The following is a 20,876-nucleotide window of genomic DNA, read 5'->3' as shown; positions in this document are numbered from 1 at the left end:
GCAAGCGTGCAAGCGGCACGCGGCGCGACCCGGATCACGAGGGCAACACGGCAGTGGCAGTCAAACGCGGCAGGTCCCAGGCACGACGCAGTAGCAGCCACCGGGCGGGACTCCCCGGCTGGGCATGGATGATCCTGGGCATCGTGCTGACGGTGGTCGTGGTCCTCGCCGCGCCCCGGCTGCTCAAGTCCGATGGCGAGGAAGGCTTTTTCCGCCCACGCCCCAATCCGGATGCCCGTCCGGCCGCGACTTCCAGCGACGAGGGTGACGATCCCGTCGTCCCCGACGAGATCGCGCCCGCGCCCGAAGCCGGATCGCCCCCGGAAACGCAGTACGACTTCTACACCATGCTGCCGGCCGACGAAGTCGCGCTGACCGACGCCCAGATCGCCGCCAGCGCGCGTGCCGAGGAGGCCCGCCAGCGCGAGCAGGCCGACCCGGATGCCGCCGACCTGGCGCAAACGCCATCGACCGCCCTTCCGGACACCGCCGCCACGCCGCCACGCCCCGCGGCTTCCGCCGCGGCCGGCGGCGACGATGCCCGCTACATCCTCCAGGCCGGCGCCTTCAGCGCGTCCGACGACGCCGAGGCGCTGAAGGCACGCATCGCCCTGCTCGGCCTCGGGGCGCGCGTCGAAACGGCCGAGGTGGGCGGCAAGACCGTGCACCGGGTGCGCATGGGGCCCTACGCCACGGCGTCGGAGCTCGCGGAGGCCAAGCAGAAGCTCGGCAACGGCGGCCTGCCGGCGCTGGCGATCAAGTCGAAGTAGGGACGGCAGCCGGCCGCTGCCCGTCCGCCCCCGTCGCGGTCGGTGAGACCTGCGAACCGCATGCTGCCCTGCTCACCGGGATTCGCCATGCCTGTAGAAGCCGCCCTGATCAAACCCGTCGTCGATGCCCTGCTGCTGCTGTTCAGGCAGAGCAGCGACCTGCGCCTCAAGCGCGATGCCGCCGCGGCGCTGCGCGAGGCGATCCGCGAACTGCTGCTCGCCAATCCGGACGAAAACAAGGCCGAGGCGCGCATCGCCATCGCCAAGGCGGCCGGGATCCTGTCCGAGGACGTGGTGCTGGCCGAGGACATGCTGAAGAAGACCCGGGCCAGCCGCGCGCGCACGCGCGGCAAGTCGGCCACCGGGCGCAAGCGCAAGCCTTCGGGGCAGGCCTCCGGAACCGCCACCCCCAAGACAGCACCCAAGACGGCTTCGAAGACCGCCAAGTCCAGCCTCGCCGGGAAAAAAACGAACCAGCCTGCGAAGAAAAAGGCCGCAAAACCGGCCACGAAGAAGACGCCCCGCTGAGCGCCTCCACCGACCCGGGCCGCGCGGGCACGGTGCATGCACGATGGGCAACGGCTGGCCGCGGGGATTGCGGCGAGCCGGCCAGCCAAGCGGGGTGAGCGCGCCATCCGCGATCGGAGCCGGCACCTCTGCAGCGGATCGCGTCGACTAGAATCGGCGCATGCCCCGCACCATCCTCATCACCGGCGCGACCTCAGGCTTCGGCGCCGCTGCCGTCGAACGCTTCGCCGGTGCCGGATGGCGCGTGATCGCCTGCGGCCGGCGCGCGCAACGGCTGCAGGAACTCGCGCAACGCTTCCCACCGGGATGCATCCACGCCGCGAGCTTCGACATCCGCGACACCGAGGCCATGCAGGCGGCGATCGAGGCCCTGCCCACCGGCTTCCGCGACATCGACGTCCTGGTCAACAACGCCGGCCTGGCGCTCGGCACCGCGCCTGCGCAGCATGCCGACCTCGGCCAGTGGCGGCAGATGATCGACAGCAACGTCACCGCGCTGGCGACGCTGACCCATGCCTTGCTACCGACCCTCGTGCCGCGGCGCGGCGCCATCCTCAACATCAGTTCGATCGCGGCGACCTATCCCTACGCCGGCGGCAACGTCTACGGCGCGACCAAGGCCTTCGTCACCCAGTTCTCGCTCGGGCTGCGCGCGGACCTGCACGGCACCGGCGTGCGCGTGACCTCGATCGAACCGGGCCTGGCGGAAACCGAATTCACGCTGGTGCGCACCGGGGGCGACCAGTCCGCCTCGGACGAGCTTTACGCGGGCGCGTCGCCGATCACCGCCGCCGACATCGCCGAGACCCTCTGGTGGGTCGCGAACCTGCCGCCGCACCTCAACATCAACCGGCTGGAACTCATGCCGGTCAGCCAGTCGTTCGCGGGCTTCCGGATCCACCGCGAATCCTGAGCGCGGCCAGCCCTCGCGGCCCCTGCTCACGCGGCCGCGAAACAGGACGGGACGGTATCCGAGCCGGCGCGGAGCACCGGCAGCCGCTCCCCGCGGCCGGTCCCGCCGACCCGGCTACGCGCCGGGATCGGCGTTGAGGTAGGTGTAGCCGGTCAGGCCTGCCTCCAGCATCTCGTTGAGCTTGGCCGCTTCGGACTTGCCGATGTCCGCGGAGCCGACCAGCGCGCGGTAGCGGCGCCGCAGGTCGTCGACCTTGTATCCGACGTAGTCGAGCATGACGTCGGTGGTGTCGCCGCGCCGTTGCTGGGTGATGCCGATCGCGCCGTCCTTGATCCGCACCTCGACCGCGTCGGTGTCGCCGAACAGGTTGTGGATGTCGCCGAGGATCTCCTGGTACGCGCCGACCAGGAAGAAACCCAGCCGGTAGCTCTCGCCGGGCCGCAGGGCGTGCAACGGCATCGAGGTGTCCAGGTCCTCGTTCTCGACGTAGGTGTCGATCTTGCCGTCGGAGTCGCAGGTCAGGTCGGCGATGATCCCGCGTCGGCCCGGCTTCTCGTCGAGGCGCTCGATCGGCGCGATCGGGAACACCTGGTCGATGGCCCATACGTCCGGCATCGACTCGAACACGCTGAAATTCACGAAGTACTTGTCGACCAGGCGTTCGTTGAGCTCGTCGAGCACCGGCCGATGGCTCTTCTCGCCGTAGGCCAGCCTCGAGCGCACGGCGTGCGCGATGGCGTAGAACAGGTCGTCGATCCGCGCCCGGTGGATCAGGTCGATCTGGCCGAGGGCATAGGATGCCAGGCCCTCGGCGTGGAAATGCTGCGCCTCTTGGAACAGCTCGACCGCCGGGCGCGCATCGAGTTCCGCGTGGATCTCGCGCAGGTGGCGGATCACCGTCGGCTCGTCGTCGTGGACGTCGGGCACGCGCCCTTCGGGCGCGGCCTCAACCTCGGACACGTTGGCCACCAGCACCGCGTGGTGCGCGGTCATCGCGCGGCCGCATTCGGTCACGATGCGCGGCGGCGGCAGGCCATTGGCCTGGCAGGCATCGGCCAGCGGCTGCACGATGGTGCCGGCGTACTGCTGGATGCCGTAGTTGATCGAGCAGAAGCTGCGCGAGCGCGTGCCCTCGTAATCGATGCCCAGGCCGCCGCCGACGTCGACGTGCGTGATGTTCGCGCCCAGCTTGGACAGCTCGACGAAGTAGCGCGTCGCCTCGCGCATGCCGTTGGCGATGTCGCGCACGTTGGAGATCTGCGAGCCCATGTGGAAATGCAGCAGGCCCAGGCAGTCGCCCATGCCGCTGTCGCGCAGCGACTTCCACAGATCCAGCAACTGCCGCGGGGACAAGCCGAACTTGGCCTTGTCGCCGCCGCTGTTCTGCCACTTGCCCGCGCCCAGCGAGGCCAGCCGCATGCGCACGCCCAGCGCGGGCTTGACGTCCAGCGCCCGCGCCTCGGCCATGACCAGGGCGAGTTCGGACGGCTTCTCGATCACGATGTAGGTCTGCACCCCGAGCTTGCGCCCGATCAGCGCCAGCCGGATGTATTCGCGGTCCTTGTAGCCATTGCACACCACCAGGCCGCCGGGCCGGCTCAACGCCAGCACGGCCATCAGCTCCGGCTTGCTGCCGGCCTCGAGCCCGAAGCCCTCCCCCGCATGCGTCGCCAGCGTGCCGGCCACGCCCTGGTGCTGGTTGACCTTGATCGGATAGACCGCGGTGTAGCCGCCGGTGTATTCCCAGTCGGCCTGCGCCTGCGCGAAGGCCGACTGCAGCTTGCGCAGGCGATCGCCGAGCATGTCCGGGAAGCGCACCAGCAGCGGCAGGTGCGCGCCCTGCGACAGTGCCGTGTCGACCACGTCGGGCAACGGGATCGTCGGCCCGTCGGGGCCATCGGGCTGGACGATGATGCGGCCGGCGGCATCGACGTCGAAGTACCCTTCGGCCCAATGCGGGATCGAGTACGTCTTGCGGGCTTGGTCGGGCGACCAGGTGGTCATGGGCGCTATCCGGCGAGTACGGACGGGCATTCTAACGCCCGCCTCCGGGCCCGTTGGATACAATCCGCGGCCCCGCCCCGGCGAACGCCCGGCTGGCTGCGGCGGCAGTCGGCCGCGCAACGCGGTGGTACTCACCCTCGACCAGGCCCCACGATGACCGATCCCAGCTGGAAATACGAAAACTTCGAACCCGCGGGTTCCGCCATTGGCTACCGGATCGTGCGCAAGCTCGACGAGGTGCAGTCGCCCTTCCAGAAGATCGAGATCTACGAGAGCACGGACTGGGGCAACCTGATGCTCATCGATGGCGCGATGATGCTGACCACGCGCGACAACTTCCTGTACCACGAGATGATGTCGCACCCGGCATTGTTCACGCACCCGGATCCGAAGCAGGTCGTGATCATCGGCGGCGGCGACTGCGGGACGTTGCGCGAAGTGCTGAAGCATCCGGGCGTCGCGCGCGCCGTGCAGTGCGACATCGACGAGCAGGTCACGCGCATGGCGGAGAAGCATTTCCCCGAATTGTGCGAATCCAACGGCGATCCGCGTGCCGAGCTGTTGTTCGACGACGGCATCGCGTACATGGCCGCTTGCGCGCCGGGCAGCCTGGACATCGTCATCGTCGACTCCACCGATCCGGTCGGGCCCGCCGAAGGCCTGTTCAACAAGGCGTTCTACGAGAGCTGTTTCCGCGCACTCAGGGACGACGGGATCCTGGTGCAGCAATCCGAGTCGCCGCTGGTGCTGCTGGACCTGATCCTGGAAATGCGCGGGGAAATGCGCAAGGCCGGCTTCAATGCCTTCCAGACGCTGCCCTTCCCCCAGCCGTGCTACCCCACGGGGTGGTGGAGCTGCACGCTGGCAAGGAAGTCGGGGGGGTTTGGGTTCCGCGAGCAGGACGCCGCGGACAAATCCTTCGAAACGCGCTACTACAGCGCCGGCGTCCATGGCGCCGCGCGCGTGCTGCCGCCATTCGTGGCGGAGCGCCTCGAGCGCTAGCGCGCGATCGTGAGCCAGGTTGCCTGTCGCACCCATCGATGCGTCCCGCGCACTTCCCCGGGTGGGCAGTAAGCTGGGCCGCACGGATGCTACGCCGAGGAGCCGGCCACCGGACATGAGACCGACTGCCGCCAGCGTGCTGCTGGGGGGGATGCTGGCACTGGCCTTGTGCGCGGACCTGCCTGCGCGGCAGGTGGACCGGGTGCAGGCGCCAACGCCGCGGGATCACGCGCGCGACGCGGGACCCGCGCATCGCGTCGAGTCCGCGCAGGCCGGCGTCGCCACCGGCGCAGGACGCCAGGACCGCGTCGCGGGGCAGCGCCTGCGCCACTGGCAGGTCGGGACCTTCGTCCTGGGGGGATTGCTGCTGGCCAGCTGGTCCGTGATGGCGTACCAGCAACGCCGGCGCTCCGGCAAGCTCCGCGAGCTCGTCGAAACCGACTTGCTCACCCGGGTGTCGAGCCGCCTGCACATCCAGGAGCGCGCGGGCAAGGCGATCCAGCAGGCCCTGCTCGATCACGTCCCGATGTCGATCCTGATGCTGGACATCGACTACTTCAAGCGGATCAACGATCGCTTCGGCCATCCGGTCGGCGACCAGGTGCTGCGGCGCGTGGCGCACGTCTGCCAGTCGTCGCTCGGCCTGGGCGACCTGATCGGACGGATCGGCGGCGAAGAGTTCCTGGTGGTCTGCCCCGGTACGCGCGCCAAGGCGGCCATGCTGATCGCCGACGGCCTGCGCGCCGCGGTCCAGCAGCGGTCCTTCGACGACCTGTGCCCGGGCATGCCGGTCACGATCAGCGTCGGCGTCGCCCAGAGCCAGGATCCCGACTCCCTCGGCGACCTCATCGAACGCGCCGACACCGCCCTGTATCGCGCCAAGGAGGCCGGGCGCAATCGCGTCGCCTGCCAGGACGGGGGGGTGTCTTAAAGCGCGTCGCCGTCCAGTTCGCCGGTCCTGATCCGCACCACCTTTTCCAGGTCCCAGACGAAGAGCTTGCCGTCGCCGATCTTGCCGGTGCCGGCGGCGTGCATGACGGCCTCCACCACCGCGTCCGCGCGATCGTCGGTGACCGCGACCTCGAGCTTGATCTTCGGCAGGAAGTCGACCACGTACTCGGCGCCCCGATACAACTCGGTGTGGCCTTTCTGGCGTCCGAAGCCCTTGACCTCGGTGACGGTGATGCCGGCGACCCCAGCCTCGGCAAGCGCCTCCCGCACGTCGTCGAGCTTGAATGGCTTGATGATGGCCATGACCATCTTCATCGCGAAGTCTCCCCTCGTTTTGCGGCCAGCATAGCGCGGCCCGGTCGGCGCAAGCTGCCGCGGCGGGCACGCCGGCGCGATACCGGGCATTCGGAGTTTCCCGACGACACGGCGCGCCGCGCACCGATGGCCGGGCCGCGCGGTGGATATCATGCTGGGCGCACCAACGGAGGACACCGCCATGATCGACCTCAACCACATCGACGACCTCGCCCGCCGCCTGAGCGGACTGGTGCCCCCGAACCTGCGCGACAGTCGGGAGGAAATGCAGGAGAACTTCAAGTCGGTGCTCCAGGCGGGCCTGTCGCGGCTCGACCTGGTCACCCGCGAGGAATTCGATGTCCAGCGGGCGGTGCTGTTGCGCACGCGCGAGAAGCTCGACGCCCTGGAAGCACTCATGGCGCAACTCGAAGCCCGCTCGCCCGGGACCCCCGACGCGCCCGGATCCGTACCCGGATCCTCCTACTGACGCTGCCGCGATGGGCCTGGCATTGGTGCATGGACGCGCCCGCGCCGGGATTCGCGCGCCGGCGGTCAAGGTCGAGGTCTACCTCGCGGGGGGCTTGCCCCGCATGTCCATCGTCGGCCTGCCCGAGGCCGCCGTCCGGGAATCCAAGGACCGCGTCCGCGCCGCCATCCAGTGCGCGCAGTACGAATTCCCGGCGCGCGTGATCACCGTCAACCTGGCGCCGGCGGACCTGCCCAAGGATGGCGGCCGCTTCGACCTGCCGATCGCGCTCGGCATCCTCGCCGCCAGTGGCCAGGTCCCGCGGGAAGCGCTGGAAGGGTACGAGTTCCTCGGGGAGCTGGGGCTGACCGGCGAACTCCGGGCCGTGGACGGCGTCCTGCCTGCGGCCCTGGCCGCGGCCGCCGCGGGCCGCAAGCTGGTCGTCCCCGTTGGCAATGGCGAGGAAGCCGCCCTGGCCTCGAACGTCGAGGTCCGCACCGCGCGCACCCTGCTGGAAGTCTGCGGCCTGTTGCACGGCGACCAGGCGCTGCCGATCGCGGTGCCGCCGCCGTCGGCCGCCGTCGCCGGTCCCGACCTACGCGACGTTCGTGGCCAGGCGCATGCCCGGCGCGCACTGGAGATCGCCGCCGCCGGCGGACACCACCTGCTCCTCGTTGGCCCACCCGGCTGCGGCAAGACCCTGCTCGCTTCCCGGCTGCCGGGGCTGCTGCCGGAGGCCAGCGAGGACGAAGCCCTGGAGACCGCCGCCATCGCGTCGATCAGCGGACGCGGCCTGGATCCTGCCCGCTGGCGCGAGCGGCCGTTCCGTGCCCCGCACCACACGGCCAGCGCGGTGGCCCTGGCGGGCGGCGGCGCGCAGCCGCGTCCTGGCGAGATCTCGCTGTCGCACCACGGGGTGCTTTTCCTCGATGAGCTGCCCGAGTGGGACCGGCGCGCGCTAGAAGTCCTGCGCCAGCCGCTGGAATCGGGCGTCGTCACCATCTCGCGCGCGGCCCGTCAATGCGAATTCCCGGCGCGCTTCCAACTCGTGGCGGCGATGAATCCGTGTCCCTGCGGCTGGGCGGGCGATGCTTCCGGACGCTGCCGGTGTGGCGTGGAAGCGGTTCGCCGCTACCGCGGGCGGGTGTCGGGTCCGCTGCTCGATCGCCTGGACCTGCACGTGGACGTGCCCCGCCTGCCGCCGGCGGACCTGCGCCCGGATGCGCCGGAGGGTGAGTCGAGCGCGACCGTGCGGACGCGGGTGGCCGACGCCCGAGGGAAGCAACTCGCGCGCGCAGGATGCCTCAATGCAGGACTGGACCAGGCCGCGACGATGGCGCATTGCCGGCTGGAGCATCGCGACCAGGCGTTGCTGGAACGCGCGATCGATGCCCTGCAACTGTCGGCCCGCGCCATGCACCGGATCCTGCGCGTGGCCCGGACCATCGCCGACCTAGAGGGACAGGCCGATATCGGGACGCCGCACCTGACCGAGGCGCTTGGCTACCGCCGCGCCGATCGCCGCCAGGAAGCGGTGGCCGCCTAGCGGCCCCGGTCAGGGCGTCCAGCGGCCTCCCGGCTGCTCGATCACCGAACCGCCGCAGTAATCGCTTCCGTCGCCCAGCTGGCAGGCCCCTGGCTTCTCCATGTACAAGCGGGCGCCGTCGCGCAGTTCCCGGCGCTGCGCGACCGTGGCGCAGCGTGTTTCCTTGATCGTGCTCCCGAGCTTGTGGCCGCGCGTGCAGACCAGCCTGTCGTCCTCGTTGTCGGCAAGGATGGCCTGCACTTCCTGCAGCGCATTGAACAAGGCGACCTTCTGGTTCTTGTCCAGGTGGTCGACCGTGCTGGCGCCGCCGAGCAGGTTGAATATCCTTGCCTGGACCGCATTCAGCCTGGCCGTCGCCTCGGGGCTGAAGCGCGAGTACTTCCCGAGCGGATCCTCGACTTGTTCCTGGATCTGGCGCTGTTCGCGAAGGATCTGGCGGGCGTCCTGCGAGGTTCCGAAACTCGCCATCGCAGCCGAGGCCATGCCGAGCATTACCAAAGAGACCATTACCCTTTTCATGTTCCTCTCCGGGGTCAGTGTCCCTTGGAAAATACTCCTGGCGCCCCAACCGCGCAAACGCAGGCGGGCGCCCCCCGTTCACCGCTGTCGAGGTCCCTGCGCGCGCCAGGACTCACGCAGCACGGGCAACGCAATCCCCGCCTGCCGACATAGGCCAGGTCCCGGCCTGGGCCAATGAGGAAGAGCGACGCGGTCATGCCGCTCAAATGAAAACAGCCGGCCGCTTTGAAGCGGCCGGCTGCTTGGACAGCCCTGCGCGGGCCAGGTTGACGCGTGAACCGGACGATCAGCCGCCGGTGCAGCCCGCGCCACCCAGGTCGGTACAGGCACCACCGCGCATGAGCTGTTCGCGCGCACGCTCGCGCGCTTCCGCCCACTGGCTTTCCGTACGGCAAATACGGGTCATCCGATTGCTGCCGATGGTCTTCTCGCGAACGCAGACCATCCGCTCGTCGGGCTCGTTGTTGATCGTCGCCTCGATCCACTCCAGCGTGTTGAATGCCTCCACGCGCTGCGCTTCGGTCAACTCGTCGGTCGACTCCTTGCCTTCGAGCAAGTGCACCAGCTCCTGCTGCCGGTGCAAGAGCGTTTCGCGGTCCTTCGCGGAAATGGACGCGTAGCGGCCCTGTCCCGCGAGGACGTCGGCCTTGATCTGCTCCTGCTGGGCCAGGACGGCTTTGACTTCCAGCGACTTCTGGCCGGCCATCGCCGCCAGGGGGATGATGAGGACGGCGACCGCCGCCAGGATGGACTTGCGCATCGTGTGCACCTTCTTCGGACAAGCCCTGCAACCTACCCGACGGGTTGACCCCTGTCCATATGACTTTCGACCCGACCAGGCGTTCACCAGCATGAACGCGATTGCGTGAATGCGGCGACCCAGGGCCTTCTTCACGCGCTGCGTGGCGAAAGCCCCAAGGCCGCGGCTACGCGCCGGGGGACACACCTGTCCGGCGGCGACCTGCACGCCATCCCGACCCACGCGGAATGACCGCAAACCTCACCCGCTGCAGTCTTCGCAGACCCGGCGTTTCTCGAGCGAGTCGCGGCTATCCTGGCGCACGCGGTCCCACTCGGCACGGGTCGCGCAGACGGTGGTCTTGAGGGTTGCACCACTCCGCCGCACGCGCTTGCAGATTTCCTGCTCGCCACTGGCCGCGTGATCGAGGTCGCCGCCCTTTACCTGGGTGTTGATCCGCTCCAGGGCATTTTCGAGCCGCACCTTCTGTTCGATGTCGAGTTCGTCCATCGAGATCTTGCCTTCGACCAGGCGGAAGACCTCCGCCTGCGCCTTGCGCACCACGCCCAGCTGGCGCGGCGTCAGGCCGTAGGTCTCGCCGGCTGCCAGTCCGGTCTGGATCTGGCGCTGCTGCTCCAGGATCGCCGCGAGCTTGTCGCTCTGCTCCGACCCCAGGGACGAGACCGGCGCCAGCAACGCGAACAGCGCAATCAAGGAAAAAAGTACCTGCCTCATTTCTATCCCTCCCATTTCCTCCATACCCGCGGCGCGGGCTGGCGCCGCGAAGCCGGTCGTCCCCAGCACTCCCGTCACGGAAGCATCCATGACCGCCGGTTAGTTGCCCATCCTGCATCCACCATGGCCTTGCGCCATTTCGCCGCATGTCAGCCCAGGACGATTGATGTCGCCTTGACCTGCCTCGCGTTCCGCAGCACGTTGTGCGGCGGTCCTGCAGGTGGTGATCGGCCGCTTGCTGCCCGTGGGCTTGTACCTTTCGCAGACCACGCGCTCGTCCGGGGTCCGGTTCGCAATGGCCTGGATCGCCTCCAGCTCGTTGATTAGCTCAGCCTGCTTCGCGCCGCTGAGTGCGTCGAAATCGTCTACCCCTTCGATGATGGCCTCCACCCGGTCCTGGTGCTGCAGCAGCCTGGAGATGCTCGCCGAGTCGAGCTTCGCGAAAACACCTGTACCTGCTTCAACGTCCTCCCGAACGAGCGCCTGCTTTTCCCGCACGACCGCAAGATCGATCGGATTCGGACCCTCTGCGCGGAGTGAGCCCGGTAGCGAGGCGGCAATGAACGACACCAACATCAAAATCCCGTGGACCTTCATGTTTTCCTCTCCCGGACGGACATGGCCCCTATGAGGAGAGGCGTTTACTCCTTCTCCGGGCAGAGGTCAATCCGGCCGAGTCCCGACCTTTTGAACGGATGCAATCTCGCTCAAGCAGCCTGCACGGCGAACTGTTCCTCCTCCGTCGACCCCTTCAGCGCCACCGTCGAGGAATGCGCCCCCTGGATCGCCTGGGTGACCGCGTCGAAATAGCCGGTACCGACTTCGCGTTGGTGCTTGACCGCGGTGAAACCGCGCTCGGCGGCGGCGAACTCGGCCTCCTGCAGCTCGACGAAGGCGCTCATCTGGCGGCGGGCGTAACCGTGGGCGAGGTGGAACATGCCGTAGTTCAGCGCGTGGAAACCGGCCAGGGTGATGAACTGGAACTTGTAGCCCATCGCTGCCAGTTCGCGCTGGAACTTCGCGATGGTGGCGTCGTCGAGGTTGGCCTTCCAGTTGAAGCTGGGCGAGCAGTTGTAGGCGAGCAGCTTGCCCGGGTACTTCGCATGGATGGCCTCTGCGAACCTGCGCGCGAAGGCGAGGTCCGGCTTGCCGGTTTCGCACCACACCAGGTCTGCGTAGGGCGCGTAGGCCAGCCCGCGGCTGATCGCCTGGTCGAGTCCCTTGCGTGTCTTGAAGAAGCCCTCGGCAGTGCGCTCGCCGGTGACGAAGGGCTTGTCGTTGTCGTCGATGTCGGAGGTCAGCAGGTCGGCAGCCTCGGCATCGGTGCGGGCGACGACGAGCGTGGGCACGCCCATGACATCGGCCGCCAGCCGCGCCGCGTTGAGCTTGTCGACGGCCTCGCGCGTGGGCACCAGCACCTTGCCGCCCATGTGCCCGCACTTCTTGACGCTGGCCAGCTGGTCCTCGAAATGCACGCCGGCCGCGCCGGCCTCGATCATCGCCTTCATCAGCTCGAAGGCGTTGAGCACGCCGCCGAAGCCGGCCTCGGCATCGGCCACGATCGGCTGCAGGAAGTCGATGCTGTCGTCGCCCTCGGCGTGGTGCAACTGGTCGGCGCGGAGCAGGGTGTTGTTGATGCGCTTGACCACCTGCGGCACGGAGTTGGCGGGGTACAGCGACTGGTCGGGGTACATCTCGCCGGCCAGGTTCGCATCGGCGGCCACCTGCCAGCCCGACAGGTAGATCGCCTTCAGCCCGGCCTTGACCTGCTGCATCGCCTGGTTTCCGGTCAGCGCGCCGAGGGCGTTGACGAATTCCTCCCGGTGCAGCGACGCCCACAGCTTCTCGGCGCCGATGCGCGCCAGGGAATGCTCGACCTGGATCGTGCCGCGCAGGCGCACGACCTCATCGGCGCCGTAGTTGCGGGTGATGCCGGACCAGCGCGGGTGGTTGTTCCAATCGAGCTGCAGCTGTTCGGCAGTGGGCAGGGGGCTGGTCTTCATGGCGGGATCCTTGGCGGTGGGTTTCGGGTTTCGGGGCGACGGAAAATCCGTGGCGGGGCAAAGACGCGAATCGCGGCCACGGGTGCGTACGGTCAGTCGAGGCGTTCGTAGGCCGGCAGGGTCAGGAAGTCGGCGAGGGATCCGGCGCAGGCCAGGGTTTCGAGCATCGCGATGGCCTCGTCGATGCGGCCGCGGCCCGGGACGTCTTCGGCGGCCAGGCGTGCCGAGAGGCCAAGCAGCGACGCCTGCAACAGGGTGGCGTCGATCGTGGTGCCGTCGTCGAGCTGGACGTCCCCGTGGTGCAGCCACTGCCACAACTGGGCGCGCGCGATCTCGGCGGTGGCCGCGTCCTCCATCAGCCAGTGGATCGGTACGCAGCCGTTGCCGTCCAGCCAGGCAGCGAGGTAGCGCACGCACACCTCGACGTTGCCGCTGAAGCCCTTGTGCGTCACGGTTCCACGCGGCGGCGCCAGCAGGTCGTCGCGGGAGACCTCGACGTCGTCCCTGGCGACATGCTGCTGGTGGCTGCCCGGCATGTGCGCGTCGAACACCTCGCGTGCCAGGGGGATGAGGGCCGGATGCGCCACCCAGGTCCCGTCGTGGCCGGCGCGGACCTCGCGCAGCTTGTCGTCGCGCACGCGTGCCATCGCCGCGGCATTGGCGTCGGCGTCGCCCGCGATCGGGATCTGTGCGGCCATGCCCCCCATCGCGTGCGCGCCGCGCCGATGGCAGGTGCGCACGAGGGACTCCGAATACGCCTTGAGGAACGGTTGCGCCATGCCGACCTGCGAGCGTTCTGGCAGGACATATTCCCGGTGCGCCCGCAGCGTCTTGATGTAGGAAAAGATGTAGTCCCAGCGCCCGCAATTGAGGCCGGCGATGCGCCCGCGCAGCGCATGCAGGATCTCGTCCATCTCGAACGCCGCGGGCAACGTCTCGATCAGCACGGTTGCCTTCGCCTGACCGCACGGCAGGCCCAGCGCGTCCTCGATCCAGGACAGCACCTCTTCCCAGAGGATGGCTTCCTCCATCGACTGCAGCTTGGGCAGGTAGAAGTAGGGGCCGCGATCGCGTTGCATCAGCGTCCGCGCGTTGTGGAAGGCGAACAGGCCCAGGTCGAACAGGCTCGCCGACATCCGCTCGCCGCCGACCAGCACGTGATTCTCGTCCAGGTGCCAGCCGCGCGGACGGACGATCAGCACGGCCTGCTCGGGGAAGGGTTTCAGGACGTATGCCTTGCCGGTGTCGCTGGTGAAGGCGAGGGTCCCGGCGACGGCGTCGCGCAGCGCACGCTGGCCGGCGACGAGGTTGGCCCAGGTCGGCGAGGTGGAATCCTCAAAGTCGGCCATGTAGCACTGCGCGCCGGAATTGAGCGCGTTGATGACCATCTTCGGGTCGACCGGGCCGGTGATCTCCACGCGCCGATCGCGCAAGGCGGCCGGGATGTCCGCGACGCGCCAATCGCCCTCGCGGATCGCACGGGTGTCCTCGCGGAAGTCGGGCAGGTCGCCGGAGTCGAAGCGCGCTTGGCGGGCCGTGCGGGCGGCCAGCACTGCCTGCCTGCGGGCCTCGAACCGCGCATGCAGGGCCGCGAGGAAGGCGCTCGCCGGCCCGGACAGCAATGCGTCCTGTCCCTCCTGGACGGGTGCCGTGACCTCCACGGCCAGGGGCGCTTGCGCGAGAGGCGGTTCCGCCGCCTGCAGGTCCTTTACCGGCGGCTGGACCGGCGGCTGGTCGAGGACTGCGGACATCGGCGGCTCCTGGTTCGGTCTGGGGCCTCACCATCCACCTGCGTATTGTATTTGACAATACAGTTTTATCTATGTAATTGATTAGTTCTGCTTATATTCAAGGCGCCTAATGCCCCGGAAGGCAGGCTCCACGCCCCGATTCGCCTACAAGGGCGATCGCCTCAAGCCGCTGCGGGCCTTCTGCCAGACCGCCCGGCTGGGCTCGGTGACGCGTGCGGCCGAGGCCCTCTACCTCAGCCAGCCGGCAGTCACCCTGCAATTGCAGGCTCTGGAGCGGGAGATGGGGGTCGCGCTGTTCGAGCGCAGCGGACGGCGGCTCATCCCCACCCGGGAGGGCGAGGCCCTGTACGAGCTGGCGCGGCCATTGGTCGAGGGGATCGACGGCCTCGCCGACAGTTTTCGCGCCCAGGTGCAGGGCATGGACGCGGGCGAACTGCACGTGGCCGCGGGCAGTTCCACCATCCTGTACCTGCTGCCCCGGATCGTCGAAGCGTTTCGCGCCGCGCAGCCCGAGGTCCGCCTGATCCTGCACAACGTGACCGGTGCCGGCGGGCTCGACCTGCTGCGCTCCGACGAGGTCGACCTCGCCGTGGGTTCCATGCTCGACGTGCCCGCCGACCTGGACTACGCGCCGGTGTACGGGTTCGCGCCAATGCTGATCACCCCGCTCGACCACCCGCTCGCACGCAAGGCCTCGGTCTCGCTCGAGGACCTGTCGCCCCACGGCCTGATCCTGCCCCCCAGGCGCCTGACGACCTATCGCCTGGTCGACCTCGTGTTCCAGCAGGCGCGCGTGCCCTACACCGTCGCGCTGGAAGTCGGCGGCTGGGAGGTGATCAAGCAGTACGTGGCCATGGGGCTGGGCATCAGCATCGTCACGTCGATCTGCCTGACCGAGGCCGATCGCACGCGGCTGGCCGCGCGATCGCTGGCCGACTACTTCCCCTCGCGCAGCTATGGGGTGGTGATGCGCAAGGGCAAGTACCTCTCGCCGCAGGCGCGGGCGTTCACCGACCTCATCAAGCCGGACCTGTTCTCCCGCGGCGAGTACCACGCCAGCGGACACTCCGAGCGCTGACCGGCGCGGCGGTGTCATCATCCTCGCCGATGGAGAAGATCGCCGACAGCACCAGCGCCTTGCCCGGCCGCCAGTGGCGCACCTGGGCAATGCTGGTTGCCATCGTGTCCTGGCTCTGGGCGCGCTCCTCGCTGACGCCGTGGGCGCCGGATCCCGCGCCACGGCTGTGGCTGTACGACACGCTGTTCTACCTGGGTTTCGCGCTGCTGGCGTGGTGGCTGGCGGAAGTGGCACGGGTCCTGTTGCGCCCCCGGGCCGGCGCGCGCAGGGACGCGGTGCCCCTGGTCGTGGCGGCGCTGGCATTCGCCGCCAGCCTCGCCACGGAAACCGCGCCGGGTTGGGCGATCCGCACCGAACTCAGCCAGCCGTCGCTGCACGCGCTGGCCGAGGGTGGTTACGACGACACCCGCCGCCGGGCCGGATGGTTCCTCGTCGATACGGTGCGCGAACCCTGCCGGGGACAGGCATGGCTATGGCTGGGCCGGCCCCATGGCGGCGGCAAGGGGACGGGGCAGGCGCTGGTCAGGACCGGAACGCGACGTCCAATGTCACCGGCGGAGGACGCGTTCGCGTTCGTGCCAGCGGGCGACGGTTGGTGGGTCGCCTACCAGGACAGCGGCCGTTACCACGCGCGCCGGCCGAGGCAAACGGCGGAGGCTGGTGCGGGCTGCGTGCCGGGCCGCATACTGCCTGGCCACAGCGCGGGCCGCGCCTTCCTCGCGCGCGGCCGCGAGCGCCATGCCGGCCTTTGACGAGCGGGAGCCATCGCCGATGAAGAACGAGAATCCGACCGGGGGCCACGCGCGATTCGCGGGCGCGGGACAGCGTTTGCTCGTCTTGCTGGTGTTCGCGGTCTTCGCCGGGCTGGTCTGGCTCGCCTGGAGCGGTCGATTCGACGCGGAGGTCCAGCAGGTCGCCGCGTGGCTCAGCGACCGGTACGCGTCGCTGTCGGCCTGGGTCCGGCGGAACCTGTAGGCGGCCGGCCCCGGGGCGCCGGCGCCGCATCCCGGATCAGGGCGGGCAACGGTCGGCGCGGAACTCGCAGAAGCGGTAGCGCAACTCCAGCCCGACGCTGGTGCCCTCGTACGCGCCGAACTCGTTCAGGCGTTCGCTATAGCCGGCGCGCGCGGCCAGCTGCCAGTGGGTGAAGATGCCCACGGTCAGTTCGCCGCCGACGTCGACCGCACGCTTCCAGCCGTCGAACGTCTCGTCGCGTTGCAGGCCGACCGCGCCCTGCAGGTAGAGCCCGACGTCGTCGTTGAACTTGATGTAGGTGGAGACCAGGGGCGCGACGCGCGTGTAATGGTCGGGGCTGTAGTAACCGTTCCCCGGGTCCTCCGAGTAGGCGAACCACTCCACCTGCCCACCGACGTCGACGTTGATCCGCTCGCTGCGGTGCACGGCATGCCGGTAGTCGGCCGTCGCGCCGATGCGCCGGTTGCCGTCGTTGAGGTCGTCGAGGGCGACGCTCGTGCGCAGCAGGTTGTCGAGCGTCGGGCGCCATTCCGTGGACAGCATGCCGCGATTGCGCATCACTCCCAGCGACACGGCGCGCGGCGATGCGTTCATCCGGTCGCGCTCGGCGCGCAAGGTGTACTGGAACTGGTCGCTCGTGCGCTGCGTCCATGCGGCATGTCCGATCGTGTCCGAGTCGCCCGGATCCAGCGACGAACGCCCGACGGAGAACTCCAGGGCGGCATGCGGGGACACCGCGTAACGGGCACCGATGCCGATGCGCGTCTCGTCGACGCTGTCGCCCCCGGTGACCGGCGCGAACGGGCCGGTCGCCGGCGCCGAATGCTCGCGTTCCACCGCGTATCCGAGCAGGCGCCACTGGTCGCTGAGACGGAGGTTGGCATCGACGCCGACGCTGCGGATGCGGATGTCGTCGGAATCGTCGTACACCGACACCGGCACGCCGACGCTGGAGAACAGCGGCAGGCGCACGGCACGGACGAGGTCCTCGGTGTCCTTGCCCTCGGGCTTGGCGGCGAGGACGTTGGCCAAGGCCTTTAGCGACTCCTGCGGCCATTCGCCGTGGCGGGCCGCCAGAGCCTGCGTAAAGGCCGCATCGTAGTCGGTCGGGTCCGCTTCGTAGACCGGCGTGTTGATCGCCAGCGCGGTGTCGCGCCAGCCGGCCCAGGCGTAGATGCGCGCACGCAAGGTCCGCATCGCGTCGTCGTCGCCGCCCAATGCATCCAGCGCACGGATCGCCTGGTCGTAGTCGCCGCTCCAGGCAAGGAAGCGCGCGCGATCCATCCGGGCCTCGCGATCATCGGGATGGGTCGCCAGGTGCCGGTCGATCAGCGCCAGACCCTCCGACACCCGACCCGACCACGCCGCCTCGCGCGCCTGGCGATCCAGCCCCATGTCCTGGGCATGGGTGGTGAACAGCGGCATCCCGCCGGCGAGCGCCGCGGCGACGGCCAGCGCCAGCCACCGCCTTTCTCGCAATGTCGTCACTTGCGCCATTTGCGGTTCCCCGTCAGCCAGAGGTCGGTCGCGAAGCGCCCGATCGTGAATACATCCGCCACCATCAGGAAATAGCGGAGCGGTGTCACCAGGATCCCCTTGAGGACCGTGGTGATCCGCGCGCCCTTCGACACGATGAAGAGCACCAGGAGCGAGATCACCAGCTCGGCGATCAGGGTCACTGCCAGCGGCTCCCACAGCTGCAGGATCAGCATGATGATCAGCGCCGTCGGGAAACCGATCTTCTCGACCGCGGACAGGAACATCGACCAGCCGATCGGCCGCCCGTACTCCCTGGTGTGCTTGTCGCCGAAGGGCTGCCTGTATTGCTCCTTGATCTTGCGCATCTCCTCGACGCGCTCGGCCTCGCCGCTGGCTTCGTCCCGGCGGCGCTTGCGCCACCTGCGCACGGTGCGGAACGGCGTCCTCAGCAGCGCGTCGAAGTAGTAGCAACTCTGCAGGAAGGAGGACGACCACAGGTAGACCTGGCGCGGCAGCCGCTGCACCTCGGGTTCCTCGGAGCGCGCCATCACGTCCTGCAGCTGGATGTTCCGGTAACCCTCGTTGTTGAGGGCGAATCCGATGAAGATGTCCTCGGAGTTGGTCAGGTCGTCGCCGAACAGGGGTTCGTAGCGGTCGAACAGGTCGGCGATGTAGCGCCGGCGGTAAGCCACCGCGCAACCCACCGGGTTGGTGATGCTGCCGAAAAACACCATCTGCCCCTTGTAGACGAATCGCTGCAGGAACAGGTACAGGCATTCCCGATAGGTATTGGTGATCCACCACCACACCGAATGCAGCATGCCGCGCCGCTTGTGCGGATCGTCGTAGGTTTCGGCGCCGTGCCAGCGCTGGAATTCCTCGGTTTCGCACAGCGCGTGCCTGCTTTTGGGGGTCATCGGCAGGATGGTGCCGCAGGCGCTGGCGATGCCGACGCCCTGGTAGAGCTCCTCGACGCAACGCGCCAGGTAGTCCGGCGACTCCAGGAACGTGTCGCCGTCGAGGATGAACTCGACGTCGGAGTCGAACTCCCGCGCCTGGCGCTTGATGGTCGGCGTCTTGCCGATGGAACTGGCGCGTTCGATCACCGTCAGGTCCATGCCCACGGCAGCGGCGTACTCGCGTGCGCGCGGGACGGTCTGGTCCTTGGCGCCGTCCTCGACCAGGATCACGTGGCGCGGGCGCAAGGTCTGCCGCGCCAGCGAGGCGAGGCAATGGATGATGTTGTCCTCTTCCTTGTAGGCAGGGATCACCACGTCCACGACCGCGGTCCGCCAGTCCTCGGCGGGCGTGGGTACGGTCTTGTCTGGCCCGCGCAGCAGGCCGATTGCGCTAAGCAGCGCGTTCGGACTGATTACGAACCAAGGTGCAGTGGCCATCGTTTCCCCCTTCGAGTTTCCTGCGTTCGACGTCGATCAGGTCGTCGATCGTCTGTTCCAACGTAAAACGATGCTCGAAGCCGGTCATCCCGCGCAGCTTTGACAAGTCCGGGCGGCGGCGCCGGATGTCCTCGAAGTCCTCCCCGTATGCCTCGCGCAGCGCGACGTCCTTGATCGTGGAGCTGCTGCCGGCGCGCTGGATCACCAGGTCCGCCAGGTCGCGGATGCTGATCTCGCGATCGTTGCCGACGTTAACGATGTGCGTTTCGCGTCCCGAGCTGGTCGCCATGGCATCGAGCGCGACCACCGTGTCGCGTACGTCGCAGAACGAACGCGTCTGCGCGCCGCCTCCGAAGACCGTGATCGGTTCGTTGCGCACCGCCTGGGCGACGAACCGCGGCACGACCATGCCGTAGCGGCCGATCTGCCGGGGTCCGACGGTATTGAAGAAGCGCGAGATCACCGCCGGTATGCCGAAGCGCTGCGAGTACGACAGGCCCAGCGCCTCGTCGGCGATCTTGCTCACCGAATAGCCCCAGCGCGTGCCCGCGCGCGTGCTCACCGTCAGCTCCTGGTCCTCGTGGAGGATGTGCTCGTCGTTGTGCCCGTAGACTTCCGAACTCGAGGCCAGCACCACCTGCGGCTTCCAGCCGCCGTCGCGCGCCGCGCGCAACAGGCGCTCGCAACCCGCGATGTTCGTTGCCAGCACCTTGGTCGGCTCGGCGATGACGCGGTACACGCCCACCACGGCGGCCAGGTGGTAGATGCGGTCGGCCCAGCCGACCACTCGGTCGAGCTGGTCCCAGGTCAGGACGTCCGCCTCGTCGAAGCGGAAGTTCGGCTGGTCCTCGTGCGCGGCGAGGTTGGCGCGCACGCCCGTGGAAAGATCGTCGACCACATGCACCTGGTCGCCCCGCGCCATGTGCAGGTCGACCAAGTGCGAGCCGATGAAACCCGCGCCCCCCGTGATCAGAATATGCATCCGTTCGGTACCCTTGTTCGCTGATTGCCGCGCTACTGTGACGCAGGTCATGATTCGCACGCAAATCCTGTGCCATGAGCGTCAACGACGCGCGGCAGGTCGGCATGGCCGCCATCAGGTCGCGCCGTGATGCTTCCCCTGCCAGGGCTGGTACCACGCCCTGAGCCTGGCCAGATCGGCGTCCAGGCTCTCGCCGGGCCAGAACAGGTCCCCAACGCCGATGGTCCGCTCCGGGTAATGGAAGTACACCGGCAGGATGGGAACGTTGGCTTCCCGCGCGATCCGCCAGAAGCCCGGCTTCCAGCGGGCAACCGGCTTCCGGGTGCCCTCGGGGGCCAATCCCAGCCAAAATTTGTCACTTGCGACCATGAGCGCCGCAATCTGGCCCACGACGCCGCTGGATACGCCGCGGTCCACCTCGATGACGCCCAGCCGCCGCAGCAACGCCCCGAGCGGCCACCAGAACAACTCGCGCTTGCCGAGGATCTTGATGTCCAGGCCCAGCGCCATCTTCGCGGCGAATCCCCAGATGCCGTCCCAGTTGGACGAATGCGGGGCGCCGATCAGCACCAGCCTCGGGACATCCGGGAATGCACCGACCATGCGCCAGCCCCCGAGTCGCAACACGGTACGGCCGAGCCAGCGCACCAGGCGATTGCGCCGCACCCGTGGCGCCCGGGGCGGGAGGGGTAGCACGGGATCATCGTGTCGTTCGCTCATGCGCGCGCGCCGGCCTCGCCC

Annotated in this window: 22 protein-coding genes; 10 read left to right on the top strand and 12 right to left on the bottom strand. The window is 68.7% G+C overall.

What is annotated here, in order from left to right; genetic code table 11:
- Positions 1 to 53: 53 nt before the first annotated feature.
- The 3 genes from ABD970_RS03540 to ABD970_RS03530 all read left to right on the top strand — a co-directional run bounded on the left by ABD970_RS03540 (position 54) and on the right by ABD970_RS03530 (position 2,211).
- Entirely contained in the window at positions 54 to 770 is a 717-nt protein-coding gene (locus ABD970_RS03540) for an SPOR domain-containing protein (protein ID WP_345294113.1), read from the top strand.
- Positions 771 to 857: 87 nt separating this feature from the next.
- Positions 858 to 1,298 carry a hypothetical protein gene (locus ABD970_RS03535; protein ID WP_345294112.1) on the top strand — a complete coding sequence of 147 codons (441 nt, stop codon included), beginning with the start codon at positions 858 to 860 and terminating at the stop codon, positions 1,296 to 1,298.
- 160 nt (positions 1,299 to 1,458) lie between these two features.
- Positions 1,459 to 2,211 (top strand): SDR family NAD(P)-dependent oxidoreductase, encoded by a 753-nt coding sequence (locus ABD970_RS03530; protein ID WP_345294111.1) that lies wholly within the window; start codon positions 1,459 to 1,461, stop codon positions 2,209 to 2,211.
- A gap of 114 nt (positions 2,212 to 2,325) precedes the next feature.
- Here ABD970_RS03530 and speA read toward each other — a convergent pair whose 3' ends face one another.
- Positions 2,326 to 4,215, bottom strand: coding sequence for an arginine decarboxylase (gene speA / locus ABD970_RS03525; RefSeq protein ID WP_345294110.1), 1,890 nt, complete (start codon positions 4,213 to 4,215; stop codon positions 2,326 to 2,328).
- Between the two features lie 153 nt (positions 4,216 to 4,368).
- Between speA and speE the strand changes: the two genes are divergently transcribed.
- Positions 4,369 to 5,217, top strand: a complete 849-nt coding sequence (speE, locus tag ABD970_RS03520) for a polyamine aminopropyltransferase (protein WP_345294109.1) — start codon at positions 4,369 to 4,371, stop codon at positions 5,215 to 5,217.
- A gap of 115 nt (positions 5,218 to 5,332) precedes the next feature.
- Positions 5,333 to 6,148, top strand: a complete 816-nt coding sequence (locus ABD970_RS03515; protein ID WP_345294108.1) for a GGDEF domain-containing protein — start codon at positions 5,333 to 5,335, stop codon at positions 6,146 to 6,148.
- On the opposite strand, the gene ABD970_RS03510 is transcribed toward ABD970_RS03515, so the two are convergent.
- Positions 6,145 to 6,483 (bottom strand): P-II family nitrogen regulator, encoded by a 339-nt coding sequence (locus ABD970_RS03510; protein WP_345294107.1) that lies wholly within the window; start codon positions 6,481 to 6,483, stop codon positions 6,145 to 6,147. The genes ABD970_RS03515 and ABD970_RS03510 overlap by 4 nt on opposite strands.
- Positions 6,484 to 6,664: 181 nt before the next feature.
- Here ABD970_RS03510 and ubiK point away from each other — a divergent pair, with 181 nt between their 5' ends.
- Positions 6,665 to 6,952, top strand: a complete 288-nt coding sequence (gene ubiK, locus ABD970_RS03505) for a ubiquinone biosynthesis accessory factor UbiK (protein WP_345294106.1) — start codon at positions 6,665 to 6,667, stop codon at positions 6,950 to 6,952.
- Positions 6,953 to 6,962: 10 nt separating this feature from the next.
- Complete coding sequence (locus tag ABD970_RS03500; RefSeq protein WP_345294105.1) at positions 6,963 to 8,477, top strand: YifB family Mg chelatase-like AAA ATPase; 1,515 nt, start codon at positions 6,963 to 6,965, stop codon at positions 8,475 to 8,477.
- 9 nt (positions 8,478 to 8,486) lie between these two features.
- Here the strand turns inward: ABD970_RS03500 and ABD970_RS03495 are convergent, their stop codons facing one another.
- From ABD970_RS03495 to aceB, 6 genes are all read right to left on the bottom strand, one after another.
- The gene (locus tag ABD970_RS03495) at positions 8,487 to 8,996 is read right to left on the bottom strand and encodes a hypothetical protein (RefSeq protein WP_345294104.1); all 510 of its coding nucleotides are present in this window, start codon (positions 8,994 to 8,996) and stop codon (positions 8,487 to 8,489) included.
- A gap of 286 nt (positions 8,997 to 9,282) precedes the next feature.
- Positions 9,283 to 9,756, bottom strand: coding sequence for a hypothetical protein (locus ABD970_RS03490; RefSeq protein ID WP_345294103.1), 474 nt, complete (start codon positions 9,754 to 9,756; stop codon positions 9,283 to 9,285).
- Positions 9,757 to 9,996: 240 nt separating this feature from the next.
- Positions 9,997 to 10,470 carry a hypothetical protein gene (locus ABD970_RS03485; RefSeq protein WP_345294102.1) on the bottom strand — a complete coding sequence of 158 codons (474 nt, stop codon included), beginning with the start codon at positions 10,468 to 10,470 and terminating at the stop codon, positions 9,997 to 9,999.
- Positions 10,471 to 10,569: 99 nt separating this feature from the next.
- Entirely contained in the window at positions 10,570 to 11,067 is a 498-nt protein-coding gene (locus ABD970_RS03480) for a hypothetical protein (protein WP_345294101.1), read from the bottom strand.
- 110 nt (positions 11,068 to 11,177) lie between these two features.
- Complete coding sequence (gene aceA / locus ABD970_RS03475) at positions 11,178 to 12,473, bottom strand: isocitrate lyase (protein WP_345294100.1); 1,296 nt, start codon at positions 12,471 to 12,473, stop codon at positions 11,178 to 11,180.
- 92 nt (positions 12,474 to 12,565) lie between these two features.
- The gene (gene aceB, locus ABD970_RS03470; RefSeq protein ID WP_345294099.1) at positions 12,566 to 14,224 is read right to left on the bottom strand and encodes a malate synthase A; all 1,659 of its coding nucleotides are present in this window, start codon (positions 14,222 to 14,224) and stop codon (positions 12,566 to 12,568) included.
- A gap of 109 nt (positions 14,225 to 14,333) precedes the next feature.
- Here aceB and ABD970_RS03465 point away from each other — a divergent pair, with 109 nt between their 5' ends.
- The 3 genes from ABD970_RS03465 to ABD970_RS03455 are packed head-to-tail and all read left to right on the top strand — an operon-like array spanning position 14,334 to position 16,277.
- On the top strand, positions 14,334 to 15,302 hold the full coding sequence (locus ABD970_RS03465; protein ID WP_345294098.1) for a LysR family transcriptional regulator: 969 nt from the start codon (positions 14,334 to 14,336) through the stop codon (positions 15,300 to 15,302).
- Between the two features lie 29 nt (positions 15,303 to 15,331).
- Positions 15,332 to 16,054, top strand: coding sequence for a hypothetical protein (locus tag ABD970_RS03460; protein ID WP_345294097.1), 723 nt, complete (start codon positions 15,332 to 15,334; stop codon positions 16,052 to 16,054).
- A gap of 19 nt (positions 16,055 to 16,073) precedes the next feature.
- Positions 16,074 to 16,277 (top strand): hypothetical protein, encoded by a 204-nt coding sequence (locus ABD970_RS03455; protein ID WP_345294096.1) that lies wholly within the window; start codon positions 16,074 to 16,076, stop codon positions 16,275 to 16,277.
- A gap of 36 nt (positions 16,278 to 16,313) precedes the next feature.
- Here the strand turns inward: ABD970_RS03455 and ABD970_RS03450 are convergent, their stop codons facing one another.
- From ABD970_RS03450 to ABD970_RS03435, 4 genes are all read right to left on the bottom strand, one after another.
- Positions 16,314 to 17,774: a tetratricopeptide repeat protein gene (locus ABD970_RS03450; RefSeq protein WP_345294095.1), complete on the bottom strand. Its 1,461-nt coding sequence runs from the start codon at positions 17,772 to 17,774 to the stop codon at positions 16,314 to 16,316.
- The gene (locus tag ABD970_RS03445) at positions 17,762 to 19,153 is read right to left on the bottom strand and encodes a glycosyltransferase (protein ID WP_345294094.1); all 1,392 of its coding nucleotides are present in this window, start codon (positions 19,151 to 19,153) and stop codon (positions 17,762 to 17,764) included. Before ABD970_RS03445 ends, ABD970_RS03450 begins: the two co-directional genes overlap by 13 nt.
- Positions 19,107 to 20,135: an NAD-dependent epimerase/dehydratase family protein gene (locus tag ABD970_RS03440; RefSeq protein ID WP_345294093.1), complete on the bottom strand. Its 1,029-nt coding sequence runs from the start codon at positions 20,133 to 20,135 to the stop codon at positions 19,107 to 19,109. The genes ABD970_RS03445 and ABD970_RS03440 overlap by 47 nt, the downstream gene beginning before the upstream one ends.
- Before the next feature lie 114 nt (positions 20,136 to 20,249).
- Positions 20,250 to 20,855 (bottom strand): lysophospholipid acyltransferase family protein, encoded by a 606-nt coding sequence (locus tag ABD970_RS03435; RefSeq protein WP_345294092.1) that lies wholly within the window; start codon positions 20,853 to 20,855, stop codon positions 20,250 to 20,252.
- Between the last annotated feature and the right edge of the window lie 21 nt (positions 20,856 to 20,876).

The sequence above is a fragment of the Luteimonas vadosa genome (assembly GCF_039543545.1).
In the GTDB taxonomy this organism is placed as follows: domain Bacteria; phylum Pseudomonadota; class Gammaproteobacteria; order Xanthomonadales; family Xanthomonadaceae; genus Luteimonas; species Luteimonas vadosa.
The sequence above is the reverse complement of the archived record's forward strand: the minus strand, read 5'-3'. Positions and strand labels throughout refer to the sequence as shown.